The sequence below is a fragment of the Ilumatobacter sp. genome (genome assembly GCF_965215205.1).
Lineage (GTDB): Bacteria > Actinomycetota > Acidimicrobiia > Acidimicrobiales > Ilumatobacteraceae > Ilumatobacter_A.
Window position 1 is genome coordinate 310129 of record NZ_OZ244049.1, and the last position, 18871, is coordinate 328999.

General features: G+C 73.7%; 11 protein-coding genes. 1 reads left to right on the forward strand and 10 read right to left on the reverse strand.

The features are described from left to right. Entirely contained in the window at positions 1-7839 is a 7839-nt protein-coding gene (locus tag ACOOHC_RS01615) for a beta-ketoacyl synthase N-terminal-like domain-containing protein (protein ID WP_420452267.1), read from the forward strand. Here the strand turns inward: ACOOHC_RS01615 and ACOOHC_RS01620 are convergent. From ACOOHC_RS01620 to ACOOHC_RS01665, 10 genes are all read right to left on the reverse strand, one after another. Continuing rightward, entirely contained in the window at positions 7836-10073 is a 2238-nt protein-coding gene (locus tag ACOOHC_RS01620) for a putative bifunctional diguanylate cyclase/phosphodiesterase (RefSeq protein WP_420452268.1), read from the reverse strand. The genes ACOOHC_RS01615 and ACOOHC_RS01620 overlap by 4 nt on opposite strands. Positions 10074-10146: 73 nt before the next feature. Continuing rightward, positions 10147-10623 carry a VOC family protein gene (locus ACOOHC_RS01625; protein ID WP_420452269.1) on the reverse strand — a complete coding sequence of 159 codons (477 nt, stop codon included), beginning with the start codon at positions 10621-10623 and terminating at the stop codon, positions 10147-10149. Further along, complete coding sequence (locus tag ACOOHC_RS01630) at positions 10620-12359, reverse strand: dihydrolipoamide acetyltransferase family protein (protein WP_420452270.1); 1740 nt, start codon at positions 12357-12359, stop codon at positions 10620-10622. Before ACOOHC_RS01630 ends, ACOOHC_RS01625 begins: the two co-directional genes overlap by 4 nt. Further along, positions 12349-13443, reverse strand: a complete 1095-nt coding sequence (locus tag ACOOHC_RS01635; RefSeq protein ID WP_420452271.1) for an NAD(+)/NADH kinase — start codon at positions 13441-13443, stop codon at positions 12349-12351. Before ACOOHC_RS01635 ends, ACOOHC_RS01630 begins: the two co-directional genes overlap by 11 nt. Before the next feature lie 85 nt (positions 13444-13528). After that, positions 13529-14518 carry an alpha-ketoacid dehydrogenase subunit beta gene (locus ACOOHC_RS01640; protein ID WP_420452272.1) on the reverse strand — a complete coding sequence of 330 codons (990 nt, stop codon included), beginning with the start codon at positions 14516-14518 and terminating at the stop codon, positions 13529-13531. Then, entirely contained in the window at positions 14515-15516 is a 1002-nt protein-coding gene (locus tag ACOOHC_RS01645; RefSeq protein WP_420452273.1) for a thiamine pyrophosphate-dependent dehydrogenase E1 component subunit alpha, read from the reverse strand. The genes ACOOHC_RS01640 and ACOOHC_RS01645 overlap by 4 nt, the downstream gene beginning before the upstream one ends. 98 nt (positions 15517-15614) lie before the next feature. After that, positions 15615-16754 carry a thiolase family protein gene (locus ACOOHC_RS01650; protein ID WP_420452274.1) on the reverse strand — a complete coding sequence of 380 codons (1140 nt, stop codon included), beginning with the start codon at positions 16752-16754 and terminating at the stop codon, positions 15615-15617. Continuing rightward, on the reverse strand, positions 16751-17227 hold the full coding sequence (locus tag ACOOHC_RS01655; RefSeq protein WP_420452275.1) for a Zn-ribbon domain-containing OB-fold protein: 477 nt from the start codon (positions 17225-17227) through the stop codon (positions 16751-16753). The genes ACOOHC_RS01650 and ACOOHC_RS01655 overlap by 4 nt, the downstream gene beginning before the upstream one ends. Positions 17228-17397: 170 nt before the next feature. Further along, positions 17398-18000, reverse strand: coding sequence for a TetR/AcrR family transcriptional regulator (locus ACOOHC_RS01660; RefSeq protein WP_420452276.1), 603 nt, complete (start codon positions 17998-18000; stop codon positions 17398-17400). Positions 18001-18075: 75 nt separating this feature from the next. Continuing rightward, the gene (locus ACOOHC_RS01665) at positions 18076-18849 is read right to left on the reverse strand and encodes a ThuA domain-containing protein (protein ID WP_420452277.1); all 774 of its coding nucleotides are present in this window, start codon (positions 18847-18849) and stop codon (positions 18076-18078) included. Between the last annotated feature and the right edge of the window lie 22 nt (positions 18850-18871).

An 18871-nucleotide genomic window follows, 5' to 3' on the forward strand; every position in this document is an offset into this window, starting at 1 on the left:
GTGAGCGCGCTCGCGCCGATCGCGATCGTCGGCCGTGGGTGCGTGCTGCCCGGGGCGCTGAGCCCGGAGGAGCTGTGGGAGGGCGTCGTCGGTGGCGTCGACCTGACCAGCCGGGTCCCCGAGGCGCGCTGGGGCGTCGACGTGGACAGCGTGCTGCGGTCGCCCGGGCAGGACGCGACCGACGGAACGTGGTCCGATCGCGGCGGCTACGTCACCGGGTTCGACGAGGTGTTCGACCCCACCGGGTTCGGGCTCGACCCCGCGGAGATCGACGGGCTCGACCCCGTGTTCCGCTGGACGCTGCACACCGCTCGCGCGGCGCTGCGCGACGCCGGGTACGGCGAGGCGGACGCGCGGCGCACGGGAGCCGTCTTCGGGAACCTGTCGTACCCGACCCTCGGGATGGCCGCCCACGCGAGCGCCGTCCACCTCGCGAGATCGGGCGCCACGCCGCCGGACGTCGACGGCGCGACCGGGGTCCGCGTCGACCCGCGCAACCGGTTCATGTCGGGGCTCCCGGCGCTGCTGCTCGAGCGGGCGCTCGGGCTCGGGGTCGGGGCCACCGCACTCGACGCCGCCTGCGCCAGCAGCCTGTACGCGATCGAGGCGGCGTGCGAGCGGTTGCGCTCCGGCGAGGCCGACCTGATGCTCGCCGGGGCCGTCAACGCCGCCGACGACCTCTTCCTCCACGTCGGCTTCACGGCGCTGCGGGCGCTCAGCCCCACCGGGCGCTCCCGGCCGTTCCACCCCGACGCCGACGGTCTCGTCCCCGCCGAGGGGTGCGGGTTCGTCGCGCTGCGCCGACTCGACGACGCCGTGCGCGACGGCGACGAGATCCACGGGGTCGTGCGCGGCGTCGGGTTGTCGAACGACGGTCGCGGGCGGGGGATGCTCGCCCCGTCGAGCGACGGCCAGGTCCGCGCGATCCGCTCCGCCCTCGAGGTGTCCGGCCTCGACCCGCACGACGTCTCCCTGCTCGAGTGCCACGCGACGGGGACCACGGTCGGCGATGCCACCGAGGTCGCCTCGAGCGCCCGCGCCTACGGCGACGTCGCCGATCTCCCGATCGGATCGCTCAAGTCGAACACCGGGCACCTGATCACCGTCGCCGGGGTCGCCGCGGTGATCAAGGTGATCGAAGCGATGCGCCACGAGGTCCGGCCGCCGAGCCTGCACGTGGGGGCCCGCCCGTCGACGCTCGACGGCTCGCCGTTCCGGGTGCTCGCGGCCGCCGAGGCCTGGCCCCGGACCGAGTCGCCCGACGGGGTGCTGCGCGCCGGGATCTCCGCGTTCGGCTTCGGCGGCAACAACGCCCACCTCCTGCTCGAGGAGCCGCCGACGCCGGCTCGTCGCCCGCGGCGGCAGGGTCGAGGCGCCCCGTCGCCCGACCCGACCGACGTCGCGGCCGCGTCACCGGGCGTCGTGGGGTCTCCCGACGACGACGGCCACGAGGTCGAGGCGGGGGCGGGGCGTGGAGCCGGACCGATCGCGATCGTCGGCATCGGCGTGGTCGCCGCCGGCGCGGTCGGCCTCGACGCGCTCCGCGACGCCCTGCTCGCCGACGCACCTCGGCTCGACGCGGACGGCACCGGGCGGATCGCCGAGCTCGAGCTGCGGCTCGCGGCGCAGAGGTCGCCGCCGAACGACCTGCGGGCCGCGCTCGGCCAGCACCTCGCCGTGCTCCAGGCGGCCGACGAGGCCGTCGAGGGCGTCGAGCTGCCCGCCGCGACGACCGGCGTGGTCGTCGGCATCGGCACCGATCCGGTCGCCACCCGCTTCGGCACCCGCTGGCGGCTCCCGACCGAGGTCGACGGCCGGTCGCCGACCGCCGAGGAGCGCGACGCGGTGGCTCCGGCGCTGACGGCGCCCGGGGTGCTCGGAGCGATGCCGAACCTCGTCGCCAACCGCCTCGACAGCCAGTACGACCTCGGTGGCCGCAGCTTCACCGTCAGCTCGGAGGAGCACAGCGGCCTCGACGCGCTGCGGATCGCCGTGTCCGCGCTGCGGCGCGGCGACCTCGATGCCGCCCTCGTGGGCGCGGTCGACCTCTCGTGCGACGAGGTCCACCTCGACGCGGCGCGCGACGTGCTCGGCGATCGGGGCTCCGCCTCCCCGCCGGGGGACGCGGCGGTCGTGGTCGTCCTCAAGCGGCTGGCGGATGCCGAGCGCGACGGCGACGTCGTCCACGCGGTCGTGACCTCCGCGACGTGCGGGACCCCGGACGGCACCGGGCGCGAACCGGGCGAGGACGTCCACCTCGACCCCTGCGACCCCGACTCCTCCCTCGGCCACCTGTTCGGGCACGCCCACGCCGCGGCGGGCCTGCTCCACGTCGCCGCGGCGGCCACCATGCTGCGCCACCGCGTCGGGCGGGGCGACGTCGCGCTGATCGCGCGGCGCCCTCGCGCCGCGCGGGGCCTCGACGACGAGGCCGGTCCGCGCACCGCGTCGATCACCACGACCGCGATGGAGGGCGGCGTCGCCCGCACGGTGGTGCTGGCCGAGGCGGCGCGGCACCCGGCGCCGGGCCGGGCGCCGACGGCGGGGCTGCACGTGTTCTCCGGCAGCGACGTCGACGAGGTCCTCGGGGCGCTCGCCGACGGGCGCGAGTCCGACGGCGGCCCCGCCCGCCTGGTGATCGTCGCGTCGGACTCGGACGAGCTCGCCGAGCGCGCCCGGCGCGCCGAGTCGCACGTGCGAGACGGCGCGCCCGCGGGGATCGGGGTGCACTGGGCGCGCACCCCGATCGAGGGCGAGCTGGGGTTCGTGTTCACGGCGGCGGGGGCGGCCGTCGGATCGATGGGCGTCGACCTGCTGCGCGCGATCCCCGAGCTCGTCACCCCGATCACGGCGGAGTCCACGATCGGAGCCCACGGCGGCTGGTTCGTCGGAGCCGGCGCGGACCACCAGCCGACCGCCTCGGAGTACCTGTGGGGGACGGCGCTGCTCAGCCAGGCCCACGCCCGGCTCAGCATCGACCTGCTCGGCCTGCGACCCGACGCGGTGCTCGGCTCGTCGTCGGGGGAGAGCAACTCGCTCTACGCGATGGGGGTGTGGAGCGACCTCGACGCGATGATCGACGAGATCGAGCGCGGAGGGATGCTGACCCACGAGATCGCCGGCGACTTCCGTGCCGTGGCGCGAGCGTGGGGAGTGGAGGACGTCGATTGGCAGGTCTGGAGCGTCGCCGCGCCCGTCGACGAGGTGCGCGCCCTGGTCGACGGGCACGAGCGCGTCCACCTGATGATCATCGACACCGAGCGCGAGGTGGTGATCGGTGGCGACGCCGCGGGGTGCGCGCACGTCGTCGACGACGTCGGTCGTCACCGCTGCCGCCGCGTCGGCTACGAGCTCGCCTGCCACGTCCCCGAGGTCGCCGCTGCCTTCCACGACGAGTGGCGCCGGGTGCACGATCGACCCGTGACCCCGGTCGACGGCGTCCGGTTCTACTCGAACGGCGTCGGCGGGGCGTACGACGTGTCGAGCGAGGCGTGCGCCGACGCGATCACCCGTCAGGCCGAGACGACCGTCGACCTCCCGGCCACGATCCGGGCGGCGTACGACGACGGGGTGCGGGTGTTCGTCGAGCACGGTCCCGGCGGGGCGTGCACCCACCACGTGCGTGAGGTCCTCGCCGACGAGGTCGCCGCCGGAGAGGTGCTCGCCGTCTCGCTCGACCGGCGCGGCGCCGGGCTCGAGCACCTCCTCGACACCTGCGCCGCCCTCGCCGCCGCCGGCGTCGAGGTCGACCACAGGGCGCTGGTCGATCGGATCGGGCGCCGCGAGCCGAGCTCGGTCGATCCCGACGGTCCGGTGCTGCGCATCCCGGCGCACCCGCGCCCGGTGGTGGTCCCCGCCGCACCCGGTCCCGCGACGGTCGACGTCGGCTCCCGTGCGCCCGGCCCCACGATGCCTCCCGCGCCGAGGTTGCCGTCGGTCCTCGCTCCGCTGGAGGATCACCTGGTCGACGCCACCCTCGAGGCGACCGCGCCGCCGGCGGCATCGCCCGCCCCGCCGAGGGTGGCGACGCCGCTCGCCACGCCGTCGGTCCACGGCGAGCGGCCCGACGTGGGGGCGAACGCGGGTGGGAGCGCCGCGGCGGTCGCGGGGCCGACGGACGGACCCCCGACCGGCCGGACGGTCGCGGACCTCGTCGGCGCTCAGCTGGACGCGCTCGACCGCCTGCACCGGGGGTACCTCGCCCAGCAGAGCGAGCTGCACGAGCGCTTCCTCGCGACCAGAGCCGCCTCCCTCGCCACGATCGAGGGGTCGAGCGCTCCGACGCACCTTCCCGCCGCCGCTCCCACCACCACCGCCACCACCGCCCCCGCTCGCGCGACCGTCGCACCGGCCGCGGATCCGGCGGTCGCGACGGCGACGCCGGGCGCCGTGCAGGCGCCGGCCGTGACCTCGACCGGGGTCCCGCCGGGACCGCTCCCCGGACGGACCCCGACGACGGCCGCCGCGGCGGGGACGCCCGACCCGGGTCCCCCGACGGGGGGCGCGAGCGCCGCCGGGCAACGCCCGTTCCGACCGCCGTGGGACCACGCGCAGCTCGAGATCCACTCGTCCGGGCGCATCTCGGAGCTGTTCGGACCGATGTTCGAGCCCCAGGACGAGCACGTCGTGCAGTGCCGCATGCCCCGACCGCCGCTGCTGCTGGCCGACCGGGTGACCGGGATCGACGCCGAGCCGGGGGTGCTCGGCACCGGCACCATCTGGACCGAGACCGACGTGCCGGCGGACGCGTGGTACCTCCACGCCGGGCGGATGCCGACCGGGTTCACGATCGAGGCCGGCCAGGCCGACCTGATGCTGATCAGCTGGATGGGGATCGACCTGCTGAACCGTGGCCGTCGCGCGTACCGCCTGCTGGGGTGCACCCTCACGTACCACGGCGACCTCCCCCGGCCGGGCGAGACCCTGGAGTACGAGATCCGCATCACCGGCCACGCTCGCCACGGGGAGGTCCGGCTGTTCTTCTTCGAGTACGACTGCACCGTCGCGGGTGTGCGTCGCCTGACCGTGCGCGACGGGCAGGCAGGGTTCTTCACCCGTGCCGAGCTCGAGGACGCCCTCGGGACGGTGTGGACCCCCGAGGCCGGTCGTGCCGCGCTGCGTGACGACGCTCGGGTCGATCCGCCGGCGGTGCGGTGCGCGAAGACCCGCTTCGACGCCCGCGAGGTGCGTGCGTTCAGCGAGGGTCGCGTCGTCGACTGCTTCGGGCCCGGTTTCGAGGCCGCCGCCACCCACACCCGCACCCCCGGCATCCAGTCCGGTGCGCTCCTCTTCGTCGACGAGGTCACCGACCTCGACCCGACGGGCGGGCCGTGGGGACGCGGGTTCATGCGCTGCGAGTCCGCGATCGCCGCGGACGCCTGGTACTTCGAGGGCCACTTCAAGGACGACCCGTGCATGCCCGGCAACTTCATGGTCGAGTCCTGCGTCCAGGCGATGTCGTTCTACCTCGCCGCGCTCGGCCACACCCTCGGGCGCGACGGGTGGCGGTTCCGACCCCTGCCCGAGCAGCCGTTCGAGCTGAAGTGCCGTGGCGAGATCAACCCGCGCACCGAGCGCGTCGCGTACGAGCTGCACGTGGAGGAGGTGCACGACGGCCCGCACCCGCGGGTGGTCTGCGACGTGCTCGGCTTCGTCGACGGATCGCCGTCGTTCCACGCGCACCGACTCGGCATCGAGCTCGTCCCCGGGTGGCCGCTCGAGACCGTGCCCGTCGCCTCGGCGAGCGCGCCCGTGACCGCCCGGCCGTCGCTGCGCGACGCGGACGGGTTCGCGTTCGACGAGCGGGCGATGCTCGCGTGCGCGTGGGGTCGTCCGACGGATGCGTTCGGGGGTCTCTACGCCGACGTCGACGAGGCCCGGCGGATCCCGCGGTTGCCGGGTCCGCCGTACCACTTCGTCAGCCGCGCGGTGGAGCTCGACGGCGAGACCGGGGAGCCTCGGATCGGGACCCGGGCGGTGTGCGAGTACGACGTGCCCACGGACGCGTGGTACTTCGACGACCCCTCGGACGGCGGCGAGGCGACGATGCCGTTCGCGGTCCTGCTCGAGGTCGCGCTGCAACCGTGCGGATGGCTCGCCTCCCTCGTCGGTTCGATCGTCGGCGTCGAGGGTGATCTGCTGTTCCGCAACCTCGACGGGACGGCCACCGTGCACGGCACCGTGACCCCGACCGCCGGGCGGATCGCCACGACGGTCACCCTGACCCGTTCCTCGCGCGCCGGCGGGATGATCGTGGAGGGCTTCGACGTCGAGTGCTCGGTCGGCGATCGTGTCGTCTTCACGACCGGAACCGTGTTCGGGTTCTTCCCGACGTCCGCGTTCGTGGACCAGGCCGGGCTCGCGGTCGGCGACGCCGACCGGGCGGCGCGCCGTCTGGACGCCTGCGACGAGGTGATCGACCTCGCCGATCGCCCCGCGCGCTACTTCGCCGGGTCCGCTCGGCTCACGTCGGGTCCGCTGCTGATGCTCGATCGGATCGGGCACCGCCGCGGCGCCGGCGAGGCCGGGCTGGGCGTCGTCGTCGGCGAGCGCGACGTCGATGGGTCCGACTGGTCCTTCGCGGCCCACTTCTTCCAGGACCCGGTGCAGCCCGGCTCGCTCGGCATGGAGGCCCTGCTCCAGCTCCTGCGGTGCCACCAGCTCGACTCCGTCGCGGCCGACGACCTCGCCGGTGCCGTCTTCGAGCCGATCCTGCCGGCGACGCCGACGACGTGGACGTACCGCGGTCAGGTCACACCGATGGCCGGGGTGATCACCACCACGATCGAGATCACGGCCTCCGGCGTCGACGAGCGCGGCCCGTGGGCCGTCGGCACGGGGTCGCTGTGGTGCGACGACGTGCGGATCTACGAGGTGTCCGATCTCGGATCACGTCTGGTCGCGCCCACCGAGGCGGACACGCCCGCCGGCCTCGCCGAGCTCCCGATCGCGGTCGACCTCGATCTCCACCCGGAGCTGATCGACCACGCCGTCGACGGGGTGCCGGTCGTGCCCGTGGCCCTCGTGCTCGAGTGGTTCACGAGCCTCGCGACGCGGCGGCGGCGCGACCTGCACCTCGACGCGCTCGTCGAGTTGCGCGTGCTCGCCGGTGTGGTGCTCGACGGGTTCTCCTCCGGACGCCGGCGTGAGCTCGTGGCGCGGGTGGTCGGCGAGCGGAGCCCCGATGCCCGAGACGACGTGTCCGACGGTGGGGCCGGGGGGTGCGAGCTCGAGCTCGTGCTCGTCGACCCGAGCAGCGGTCGCGCCCACTACCGGTGCCGTGCTCGGATGACCCCCGATCCCGCACCACTCCTCGATCGCACCGCCGGGGTCGTCGGACCGACGGGTCCGACGCAGGAGCGGGTCGGCGTGATCTACGACGGCGACGTCCTGTTCCACGGCCCGGCGTTCCGGGTGATCGAGGAGATCACCGCGGTCCGCGCCGACGGGCTCGAGGCGACCTGCTGGGGGGTGACGTCGGTCGCCTGGCCCGACCGCGACCGCCTCACGGACCCCGCGCTGGTCGACGGGGCGCTCCAGCTCGCGGTGCTGTGGGCGCGACGACGCCTCGGCGCCGCGGCCCTGCCCACCTCGATCGGCGTGGCCCGCCTCTCCTCGCCGCCGCGGCGGGGACGGCACACCGTGGCGGTGACCGGTGTCGAGGAGTCGACGCATCGCGCGGTGTGCGACGTGGTCGTGCGCAGCGCGGAGGGCGAGGTCGTCGCGGTGCTCGAGCGAGTGGAGACCCACGTGCGCTCCGGCGGGTCGCAGCGCCGAGGCACGACGCCCGTGGATCCGAGCGCTCCCCCGGACCGGGCTCGCCCGTTCCGCTCGAGCTAGCGGTCCTGCAGCGCGGGTCGGGCGACCACGGCGGCGAGGCTCCGTGCCGACATCGGTCGTGCGTACAAGAACCCCTGCGCGCACGTGGCGCCGCAGTCGATCGCGATCCGCTCGTGCTCGTCGGTCTCGACTCCCTCGACGACCGTCGTCAGGTCCATCGACGTCGCGAGGCCGATCAGCCCGCGCAGCAGCCCCCGGTCGTTCCGGACCCGCCCCAGGAACGAGCGGTCGAGCTTGACCACGTCGATCGACAGCGCCCGCAGGTAGCGCAGCGACGCGTAGCCCGCCCCGAGGTCGTCGATCGCGATGCGGGCGCCGAGGTCACGCACCGCCGCGAGCACCTCGCAGGCGAGCCGCTCGTCGGAGAGATCCGATGTCTCGGTGATCTCCAGCACGAGGCGCGAGCCCTCCAGGCCGCTGGCTTCGAGCGCTCGGCGGACGTGGCCGACCAGGCCCGGATCGGTGACCTGCACGGGGCTGACGTTCACCGACACGTGGACCCCGTCGGGGCGCGGATCCCAGCGCTGCGCCGCTCGGCAAGCGTGCTCGAGGACCCAGGCGCCGATCGGGACGATCAACCCGCTGTCCTCGGCGACGGGGATGAACTCGTCGGGTCCGATCAGTCCCCGCTCGGGGTGCCGCCAGCGCACGAGCGCCTCGGCGCCCACGACCGCGCGGTCGGGCAACCGGACCACGGGCTGGTACTCGATGACGAGCTGGTCGGCGTCGAGCGCGCCGTGGAGGTCGGAGTGGAGTCCGAGCCAGTCCCCGAGCTGCTCGCCGATCTCGCCGTCGTGGAGCGACCACCGGCCCTTGCCGGACCGCTTCGACCGGTACAGGGCGTTGTCGGCGTGGCGGAGCAGGTCGTCGGCGGTCGCCCCCTCGCCACCGAGCGCGACGCCGACCGACACGCTGGGGAACACCTGCTTCGCGGCCCCGACGTCGGCCGGCTGGCGCACCGCCTCGATCAGGCGCTCGGCCGTCGAGGCCGCACCCATCGCATCGGCCGTGCGGAGCAGGATCGCGAACTCGTCGCCTCCGAGGCGTGCGACGAGGTCGTCGCCGCGCACGGTCGCGGCGAGTCGTCGTGCGACGACCTGGAGCAGGCGATCACCGCTCGGGTGGCCGAGCTGGTCGTTCACCGGCTTGAAGTCGTCGAGGTCCAGGCACAGCACGGCCACCCGACCGCCGGCGGCCCCGATCGCGTCGGCCAGCTCGCGGCCGAACAGCGCCCGGTTCGCGAGGCCGGTCAGCGAGTCGTGGGTCGCCTCGTGCGAGAGCTGGGAGCGACTGTCCTCGAGGTCGCCCGCGATCAGCTGCAGGCGGACGATGACGAGGACGAACAGGACCACGGTCCCCGTCAGCAGGACGACCACCTGGGAGGGCGCGAGTCGACCGATGCCGAGGACCACGACCACCGGTGCCGCGGACGCGGCGACGGCGAGCGCGCCGAGTCGTCGGCGCGTCAGGCGCGGCGGTCCGTCCGTGACCGAGTCGCCGAGGTGCTCGCACCCCGGGTGCATCGCGGCGAGCGCGACGAGGGTGTAGCTGGCCCACCAGAGCGCGTCGACGGGTGCTCCGAGCGAGTAGCCGTCCGCTCGCAGCTCCAGCAGCGCGAACACCGTGTCGGCGACGAGCAGCGAGCCGACCGACGCCGCGGTGAGCACGAGCGGCCCCCGATCGCCCCGGCGGCGGGTGAGCAGCAGGGCGAGCACGGCCAGCGCCGCGACGTCACCGCCGGTGTAGGCGACCGCGACGCCGCGGGCGAGCGAGCTGGTCTCCGAGTCGCTCACGGTGGGGTCCATCACGAAGACCCACAGCAGCGCCGTCGACGCGAGGGTGACGATCCCGGCGTCGATCACGGCGCCGACGTCGCGCCGGGTGCGGTGCGTCCGTGCGATGGGGAGCAGACCGAAGACCACCAGCGGGTAGCCGGCGAGGTAGAAGAAGTCGGCGAAGCTCGGGAACAGCTCCCGCTCCAGACCGAACTCGAGCACGGTGAACCCGATGTCGCCGGCCAGGAAGCACACCTGACCGGCGATGATCGACGTCCACGCCAGCCGATGACGGTCGAACGTCGCGACGCACGCGCCCGCCACCCCCAACTGAGCGAGCACGGCGGCGTTCCACACCACCTCGGCGGCCATCCCGTCGAGCACGAAGTACAGGACGAGCGCCGCCGCCGACAGAGCGACGAGCGCCCATCGAGCGCTGCGTCGCCGGAGGTTCGTCACCCGTGTCCATCGGCGCGTCGTCGCCGAGCCTTGAGGGCCGGTCGGCGACGTCGACGGAGCGTGCGGCGCCTCCTCAGTCGGCGAGCGCCGCCGACCACCACGTCTCGAAGTGCGGCTCGACGGCCCGATCGACGAGCTCCACGATCAGCCCGCTCGGCGGTCGCAGGTAGGTGAACACCCCGTGGCCGCCCTCTGCGTCGGGGTCCTGCTGAGCGCCGACGAGCGCCCACCCGTCGGCGACCAGGCGCGCCGTCTCGCCGTCGACGTCGTCCACCCACATCCCGACGTGGTGGGCGCCCGGGACGTCACGACCGTCCCAGAACGTCCCCGGCGGACCCTCGAGCAGCTCGACGTGCTGGGGGCCGCGCGCCGAGTAGGTGTAGCGCAGGTGGATATCCGCGGTGCCCCCGTCGGGTGTCCACAGCGTCTGGGCAGGGTTCTCCCGGGGTTCGGCCCAGATCAACCCGAGGGTGGCGCCGAGCTCGTCCATCGCGGCCGCCAGGTCGGGGACCCGCACCCCGACGTGGAACATCGCCTGGTCGTCGATCACCCGACCCCCCTCACGTCGTCACCGGTCGCGTCGAGCGCGTCGGGGTCGGCGAGCAGCTCGACGATCGTGCGGCAGAACGCCGCGGCGGGGACGCCGTCGAACGCTCGGTGGTCCCAGGTCAGGCTGAGGGTGAGGCGGGTCACCGTGCCGACGGTGCCGTCGTCGGCGAGCACGACGTCGTCGCGCAGTCGACCCACCCCCAGGATCGCGGTGTTCGGCGGGTTGATCACCGGGGTGAACCCGTCGACGCCGTGCATGCCCAGGGTGCTCACCGAGAAGGTGCCGCCCTCGAGCTCGGGCAGCTTCAGCGCCCCGTCGCGCGCCGCCGCCGCCAGGCGCGACGTCTCGGCTCCGAGAGTTTCGAGGTCGCGGTCGGCGGTGTCGGTCACGACCGGGACGACGAGACCGCCGTCGAGCGCCACCGCCATCCCCACGTGGACGTCGGGGAGCAGCGCCACGCCGTCGTCGGTGATCTGGGAGTTGACCAGCGGGTGTCGTCGCAGAGCGCGGGCGACCGCGGCGATCACGTAGTCGGTGTAGCTCGGGGCGCGCCCGTGGGCGATCCGCTTGGAGCGGTCCTCGACCACGGCGTCGACGTCGGCGTCCATGAACAGGCTGAGCTGGGCCATCTCGGACAGCGACTGGTGCATCCGGCGGGCGATCGTGCCACGCATCGCGGTCAGCGGGATGGTCGACGTCGGTTCCTGGGTGGCCGGTGGCAGCGACGTCGCCGCGTCCCCCGTCGACGTGGCCGGGGCCGGAGCTCGCGACGCCGACGCGTCCGAGGTCGATCCGTCGGACGCCGATCCGCTCGACGTGGCGTCGCCGGCCGGGCCGTCGTCGTCCGCGTGCCGGTGCACGACCTCGGAGATGAGCTCGCGCACGTGGCGCGCCACGAGGTCGCGGGTGATGCGCCCGTCGACGGGGTCGACCTCGATCCGACGCAGGTCGACGCCGAGCAGGTCGGCGAGGTTGCGAGCGGCGATCGTGGTCGGGGGGGTGAGACCGCTGCGGTCGATCGAGGCCGCCTCCCCGTCGGCCCGGGCGGCGGGGGTGCGCGCGGCGGATGCGGCGGGCGCGTCGGGCGAACCCGACGGAGCGGGACCCGTCGGCGTCCTCGCCGCCGCTCCCTCGAGGTCCTCGGAGACGATCCTCCCACCGGGCCCGGTGCCGCTGACGGTGCGCAGGTCGACGTCGCGCTCGCGGGCGAGCCGGCGGGCCATCGGCGACGCGATCACCCGTCCCGAGTCGTCCGTCGTCGCGACGTGCTCGGCTCCGCCCGTGGCCGCACCGCTCGATCCCTCGCCGGTCGCGCTCGAGCCAGGGGATGCGCCGGCGGGTGCGGCGCCGGTCCCCGCTCCCGGGGCGTCGACCGATGCGGCACCCGGCCGCATCTCCGGCTCGGCCTCCCCGCCGACCGGCTCGCCGGACGCCGACGCCGACGCGCTGCCGTCGCCCTCGTCGGCGGCGCCCGGGTCGGCGGCACCGGGTCCGGTCTCGTCACCGCTGAGGAACCAGCCGATCCGCTCGCCGCACGCGTACGTCTCACCGACCTGGGCGTCGACGCGCAGCCGGCCGCTGGCCGCCGCCTCGACGTCGGTCTCGGTCTTGTCCGTCTCGATCCGCAGGACCGGCGCTCCCTGGGAGACCTCGGCGCCGTCCTCGACGAGCCACTCGGCGATGGTGCCCTGCTCCATCGTGAGTCCGAGCTTGGGCATGATGAACTCAGTGGCCATCGGGGTCCTCTCGTTCGTCGCGGCTCGCCGCGCTGTGCGTCGTGGTGCGGTTCGCCGCATCGGTCGTGCGGTCGGTGGTGGTGTCGGTGCTGCCGTGCGACGCCGTGTCGCTGCTTCGGAGGTCGAAGCGGCGCTCGCCGGCGGCGCGCTCGAGGGCCGCCGCAACGTCGATGACGCGGGGCCCGCCGGGCTCGACGCGCACCGTCACCGTCGCCTCGGCGGAGACGGGGGTGGTGCGCTCGCCGTCGTACGCGAGCACCCCGCCTCCGGGGAGCTCGACGGAGCGGGCCGGCTCGAGCGCCTCGACCGAGGCGACGTCGAGGGTGGAGAACGATCCGGGGGCCAACGGCACCCGCACGGAGCGCCCGCCCGGCCCGAGGTGGATCAGCACCGCGCCCGGGCGGTCGCGCGCGACCGGGTGCACCCGCCCGGCGATGCTCGACAGCCCGGTGGCGGAGGGATCGGCGATGCACGCCACCACCCACCGGACGCTGGACGGATCCGAGACCGCCCGGGCGCCCACGAAGGCGGCGTCGATCAACGCCGCCTCGACGAGCGCGATCTCGCTCACGGCGCGGTCGCGCCGTGGGTCGTCGATGTCGATCGTGATCCGGTTCGCCGGGGCGCCGACGTCGGCCAACGGGACGGCCCCGGTGGCGACCAGGGCGGCGGCGACCCCGGCCGACGTGCCGTCGACGTCGGTGGGGAAGACGTTGTTCGTCCCCGTGGAGATCGGGATCAACGGGACGTCGGGCCAACCGGTGGCCATGTCGCGGCAGGTCCCGTCGCCGCCGAGCACGATGACCGCGCCCGCCTCGCGCTTGAACAGCTCGCGCGCCGCCGCGATCGTGTCGTGGTGCGACCCCGACAGCGGGCTGTCGAGGAGCTCGACCCGCCCGTCGATCCCGTCCACGGCGCGCTCGGCGAGGTGGTGGGTGTCGGAGCTGAGCAGCACCCGCTCCGCTCCCTGCTCGAGGGCCCCGATCGCCGCGCGGCGCACGATCCCGATCTTCACCGCGTCCGACGTCGAGCCGGCTGCGGAGACCAGGCGGCGGATGTCCTTGCCGGCGTGGGGGTTGACCACGATCCCGACCGTCGCCGGTGCGGTCGCGGGCGCGCCGCCCGCGTCCGCCCGGTCGCCGGGGTCCGGTCGCTGCGCCACGGCCGGGTCAGGCGCCGGGTCGGGCGAGGGCGTCGCGGATGCCGTCGGCGATGCGGTCGGCCGAGGGCAGGTAGTGCTGCTCGAGAGCCGGGCTGAACGGCACCGGGGAGAACGGGGCGGCCAGCCGCCCGACCGGGGCGTCGAGGTGGTCGAACGCCTCCTCCTGGATCTGGGCCGCGACCTCGGCGCCGAGGCCGCCGAAGCGGACGGCTTCGTGCACGACCAGCACCCGGTTCGTCTTGCGCACCGACTCGATGATCGTGGCGGTGTCGAGGGGTTGCAGGGTGCGCGGGTCGATCACCTCGACGTCGATGCCGTCACCGGCGAGCTGCTCGGCGACGTCGAGGGCTTCGTTGACCATCCGACCCCAGGCGACCACCGTCACGTCGGACCCCTCGCGCGCGATCTTCGCCTCGCCGAGCGGGATCGCGTACGGCTCCTCGGGCACCTCGCCCTGCATCCCGAGCAGGCGCTTGTGCTTGATCATGATCGTCGGGTTGTCCTCCCGGATGCACGACGTCATCAACCCCTTCATGTCGTACGGGTTCGAGGGGTGCACCACCTTCAGGCCGGGGATGTGGCAGATCAGCGCCTCGAGCGACTGGCTGTGCTGCGCCGCGGCGGACAGCCCGCCGCCGCCGCCGGTGGTGATCGTCAGCGGGATGGTGGCGGCGCCGCCGAACATGTACTTGAGCTTGGCCGCCTGGTTCACGATCTGGTCGAACGCCACGCAGATGAAGTCCATGAACATGATGTCGACGATCGGGCGCAGCCCGGTGACCGCCGCACCGACCCCGAGGCCGATGATCGCCTGCTCGCTGATCGGGGTGTCGACCACCCGACGGTCGCCGAACTCCTTCTGCAGGCCGGCGTAGGTCTGGAACACGCCGCCGAAGCCGCCGATGTCCTCGCCGGCGCAGAAGACGTCGTCGTTCGCCTCCATCTCCTGGCGCACGGCCTCGTTGAACGCCTGGACGTAGCCGAGCTTGCGGGTCACGACGACGCCCCCGCCGTCTCGCGCTCGGGCATCGAGGTGTACACGTCGACCAGGACCTGGTCGGGATCGGGCAGCGGGCTGTCCTCGGCGAACTGGATCGCGGACTCGATGTCGGCGCGCAGCTCGTCCCACACCGCCTCGAACTCGTCGCGCGTCGCGGTGTCCGCCTCGACGAGGCGGTCCTCGAAGGTGAAGATCGGATCGCGCTCCTTCCACACGGCGACCTCGTCGTCGGTGCGGTACTTCAGCCCGAGGTTCTGCACCCCGTGGTGGTTGTAGAAGCGGTAGGTCTTCGCCTCGATCAGCGACGGCCCGTCGCCGCGCCGTGCCCGGTCGGCGGCCTCGACGGCGGCCTCGTGGACGGCGACGACGTCCATCCCGTCGACGATCACCCCCGGCATCCCGTAGCCGGCGGCACGGTCGACGATGTCGGTGATCGCCATCGTCTGGTCACGGGCGGTGAACTCCCCGTACTCGTTGTTCTCGCAGATGAACAGCACCGGCAGCTTCAGCGCCGCGGCCATGTTCGCCGCCTCGTGGAACGCCCCGATGTTCGTCGAGCCGTCACCGAAGAAGGCGGCCGCCACGTTGCCGTTCCCCTTGTACTGGTTGGCGAACCCGGCCCCGACCGCGATCGGCGCGCCGGCGCCGACGATCCCGTTCGCGCCGAGCATCCCGACGTCGAGGTTCGAGATGTGCATCGAGCCGCCCTTGCCCTTGCAGTAGCCGGTCGACTTGCCCATCAGCTCGGCCATCATCGGGTCGAACTCGCCGCCCTTGGCGACGAGGTGGCCGTGCCCGCGGTGGGTCGAGGTGATCTGGTCGTCGTCGCTGAGCGTCGCGCACACCCCGGCGGCGACGGCCTCCTGGCCGACGTAGAGGTGGAGGAAGCCGGGCAGCTTCGAGCCCTCGGCGAGTCGACCCGCCGCCTCCTCGAAGAGTCGGATCCGGACCATGCGGCGATGCATGTCCATCAGCACGTCGGTGGAGAGTTCCATGTTCGTCCTGTCTGTGTGGGGCCCGTCCGACGTCGCAGCACCCGCCGGGTGCCGGACATCGGATGGCGCACCGGTCGGTGCACGGGCGGGCGGGGTGGTCAGCGGCTGAGGATGGTCACGCCGCTGATGCCGGGGGCACCGTAGACGTGGGTGTAGGCGACCTTCGGATCGTTCGGCACCTGCCGCTCCCCGGCATCGCCTCGGAGCTGGAGCACGTTCTCGTAGACCTGGCGCAGACCGGAGGCGCCGATCGGCTCTCCGTTCGCCAGGCAGCCGCCGTCGGTGTTCACCGGGAGGCGGCCGCCGATCTCGGTCTCGCCGTCGGCGAGCATCTGCTCCTGCTCGCCGTGCTCGCAGAAGCCGTTCTCGGCCATGTGCATGATCTCGGCGCCCGCTTCGGTGTCCTGCAGCTGGGCGACGTCGACCTCGTCGGGCCCGATCCCGGCCATCTCGAACGCCGCCCTCGAGGCGGCCGACGTCGGGCCGGGGTCCTTCTCGATCGAGATCGACGGGGCGAGGACCTCGAACGATCCGAACCGACGGGTGCGCGTGGCGACCGCCTTCAGGTAGATCGGGCGGTCGGTGTACTCCTTGGCTTTGTCGGCTCGGCACAGCACCATCGCGACCCCGCCCTCGGCGGGCGAGCAGAACATGTACTGGGTGAGCGGGTACGAGAGCATCAGCGACTCGAGCACCTCGTCCTCGCTCAGCGGCTTGCGTCGCCACGCCATCGGGTTCAGGGAGCCGTTGCGGAACGCCTTGGCCGACACCTTCGCGAGGCTGCGCTGGGTGATGCCGTGCTCGTGCATGTAGCGGGTGATCTTCATCCCGAAGAACTGCGTCGTGAGCGCCAGGCCGGACCCGCCGTACCAGTCCTTGCCGCGCGGGCCCTTGATCCGGAACGCGCCCCGCTCGTGCTTGTCGAAGCCGAGCGCCATGCCGACGTCGGCGGCGCCGGAGTCGATCGTGTTGACGGCCTGCGCGAGGGCGGTCCCGCCGGTGGCGCAGCCGTTGACGACGTTGGTGAACGGGAGCCCGGTCAGCCCGATCCGGCTGACCATCGTGTCGGCGGCCCCGCCGTCCATCGATCCGCCGACGGCGAACTGCATCTTCGACCAGTCCGTCCCGCAGTCGGCGAGCGCCCGGCGCACGGCCACGACCCCCTGATCCATGCCCGACACGCCCTCGTTGCGGCCGAACTCGTGCATCCCGATGCCGACGATCGCGACGTCGCTCATGATCCTGCTCCGTTCGTGGTGGCGGTGTCCCCGCCGGTGGAGGCGCCGTCCCCGATCGGGGCGAAGCCGTAGGTGACGACCTGGTTGCCGTCCTCGTCGGTGGTCAGCGGCACCAGCACCAGCTCCATCTCCATCCCGATGTCGAGCCGGTCGGGGTCGGACACGGTGAGGCGGCTCTCGACGCGCAGCTGGCCGTCGAGCTCGACGTAGCCCACGCCGTAGGGCTCGAAGTCGTCGCCGACCGGTCCGAGGTAGGGGGGAGCCTTGGGCGGGAAGGCCTGCACCGTCCACGTCCACAACGTCCCGCGCGTCGCCAGCTCGACGTCCTCCTGGTCGTCGTGCATGCACTTCGGGCACCCGGACTGGCGGGGGAACATGTGGTTCCCGCAGTTGACGCACCGACTCCCGAGCAGGACGGGACGATCGTCGTGGATCGTGAAGATGCCGTCCGCGACGGCGACGGTGGTGGTCATCTGGCTCCTTGGGTGCACGGCCGGGAGCGGTCGCGCAGAGGTGGGTGGTGCGGGGGTGCTCCTGTCCGGCAGCGGGCCGCCGGTCGACGCACTTACTGAATGGACGTTCGGGAACGAACGTTAGCAGCGACCCGCTCCGCCGGCCCCAGCGGAGACCCGCGCCCGGGGGGTCAGTCCGCGTCGGCCGCGAACCACCCGACGACCAGCTCGTCGAGCTCGCGCTCGATCTCGTCGACGCCGACGTCGGGCCACACCAGCTCGTCCATGTGCGACAGACCGAGCAGGAGGATGTAGAACACGCGGACCTGGCTCGCGGTGAGCCCGACGTCGTCCATCAGCACCCGTGCGTTGCGGCTCTGCCGGGTGCCGAGCAGCTCGGCCACCTCCGGCTGGCGCAGCGCGGCGCGGTTCATCTCCCCGATGAGGTTGCGCGTGCGCTCGAACTCGGGGCGCATCCAGTGCCGCACGACGGCGCGCACGCCTCCGACGCCGCCGCGGGCGCGCGCGTCGACGCTGTGCAGCTCGTGCTTGCTCGCCTCGACGAGCAGCTCGGCCTTGCCTCCGAAGTGGCTGTACACCGCCGGGGTCGACACCCCGGCGCGGCGTGCGATGTCCGACAACGTGGCGCCCTCGTAGCCGAACTCCACGCACGCGTCGACCGCCGCGCTCAGCAGCCGCTCGCGGGTGGGGGTGCCGTGCTCGTCGAGCTTCGGGGGTCGTCCGATCCGCGACGCGGGGGCGTCGTTCTCCCGAGGCACGTCGCGGTCGTCCATGTCCCGCCCGACGCTAGCCGTGGGCGTCGGGCGGGGAGCCACGACGGGCGACCACGTCGCCTCGTCGCCCCGCCCTCACGCGGACGCGCCGCGCGCCCAGCGCAACGAGCGGCGCAGCAGCTCGTGGTAGGCGGGCTGCTCCCACGATCCCCGCTCGACGGTGGGGTACCAGTCCACCACCGGGACCATGTCGTAGTGGCCGCGGCAGTGGCCGAGGGTGTTGTAGAGCACCGCACCCTCCCCGAGCGGACGAACGTACATCACGAGGTGCCGGTCGGGACCCTGCGTCCAGTCGTGCTCCACGAACCCGCGTGCGTCCCCGGTCCACGTCGTGTGCAGGAGCGGGACGAGAGCGTCGCGATCGGCGTGCTCGCTGAGGTAGAGCTCGTCGTCGGTCTCGAACCCGTCGATCCCCGCCACCAGCCAGTGGTCGGGGTCGCTCACCTCGACCGCGTACGGCTCGATCGGCGGGTGGGCGACGAACTGCGACCCGAGCGTGTCGGCCCACAGGGGGAACACCCGCGGCGAGTCGACCCCGTCGGGGGTCCCGACGTCGAGCGCGGCGTTGGTCCCGTGCAGCGCCACCCAGCGCCCCCCGCCCTCGACCCACGCACGCACGGACTCCTGCGCCTCGGGGGAGGGGCGGACGTTGCAGGTGTAGCTGACCAGGATCGAACCCGCCGCGATCGCCTCGGCGTCCTCGTAGTCGGGCTGGACCCGGACCCGGAACTCCTCGTGCTCGGCGAGCAGGTCGAGCAGCTGGCGTCGCGCGAAGTCGATGTCGTGGTACATCCCCCCCGTCACCAGCGTCACGTCGATGCGTCGACCGGTCGCGTCCTGCGAGCTCATCGTGCGCTCGTCACGGTGCGGT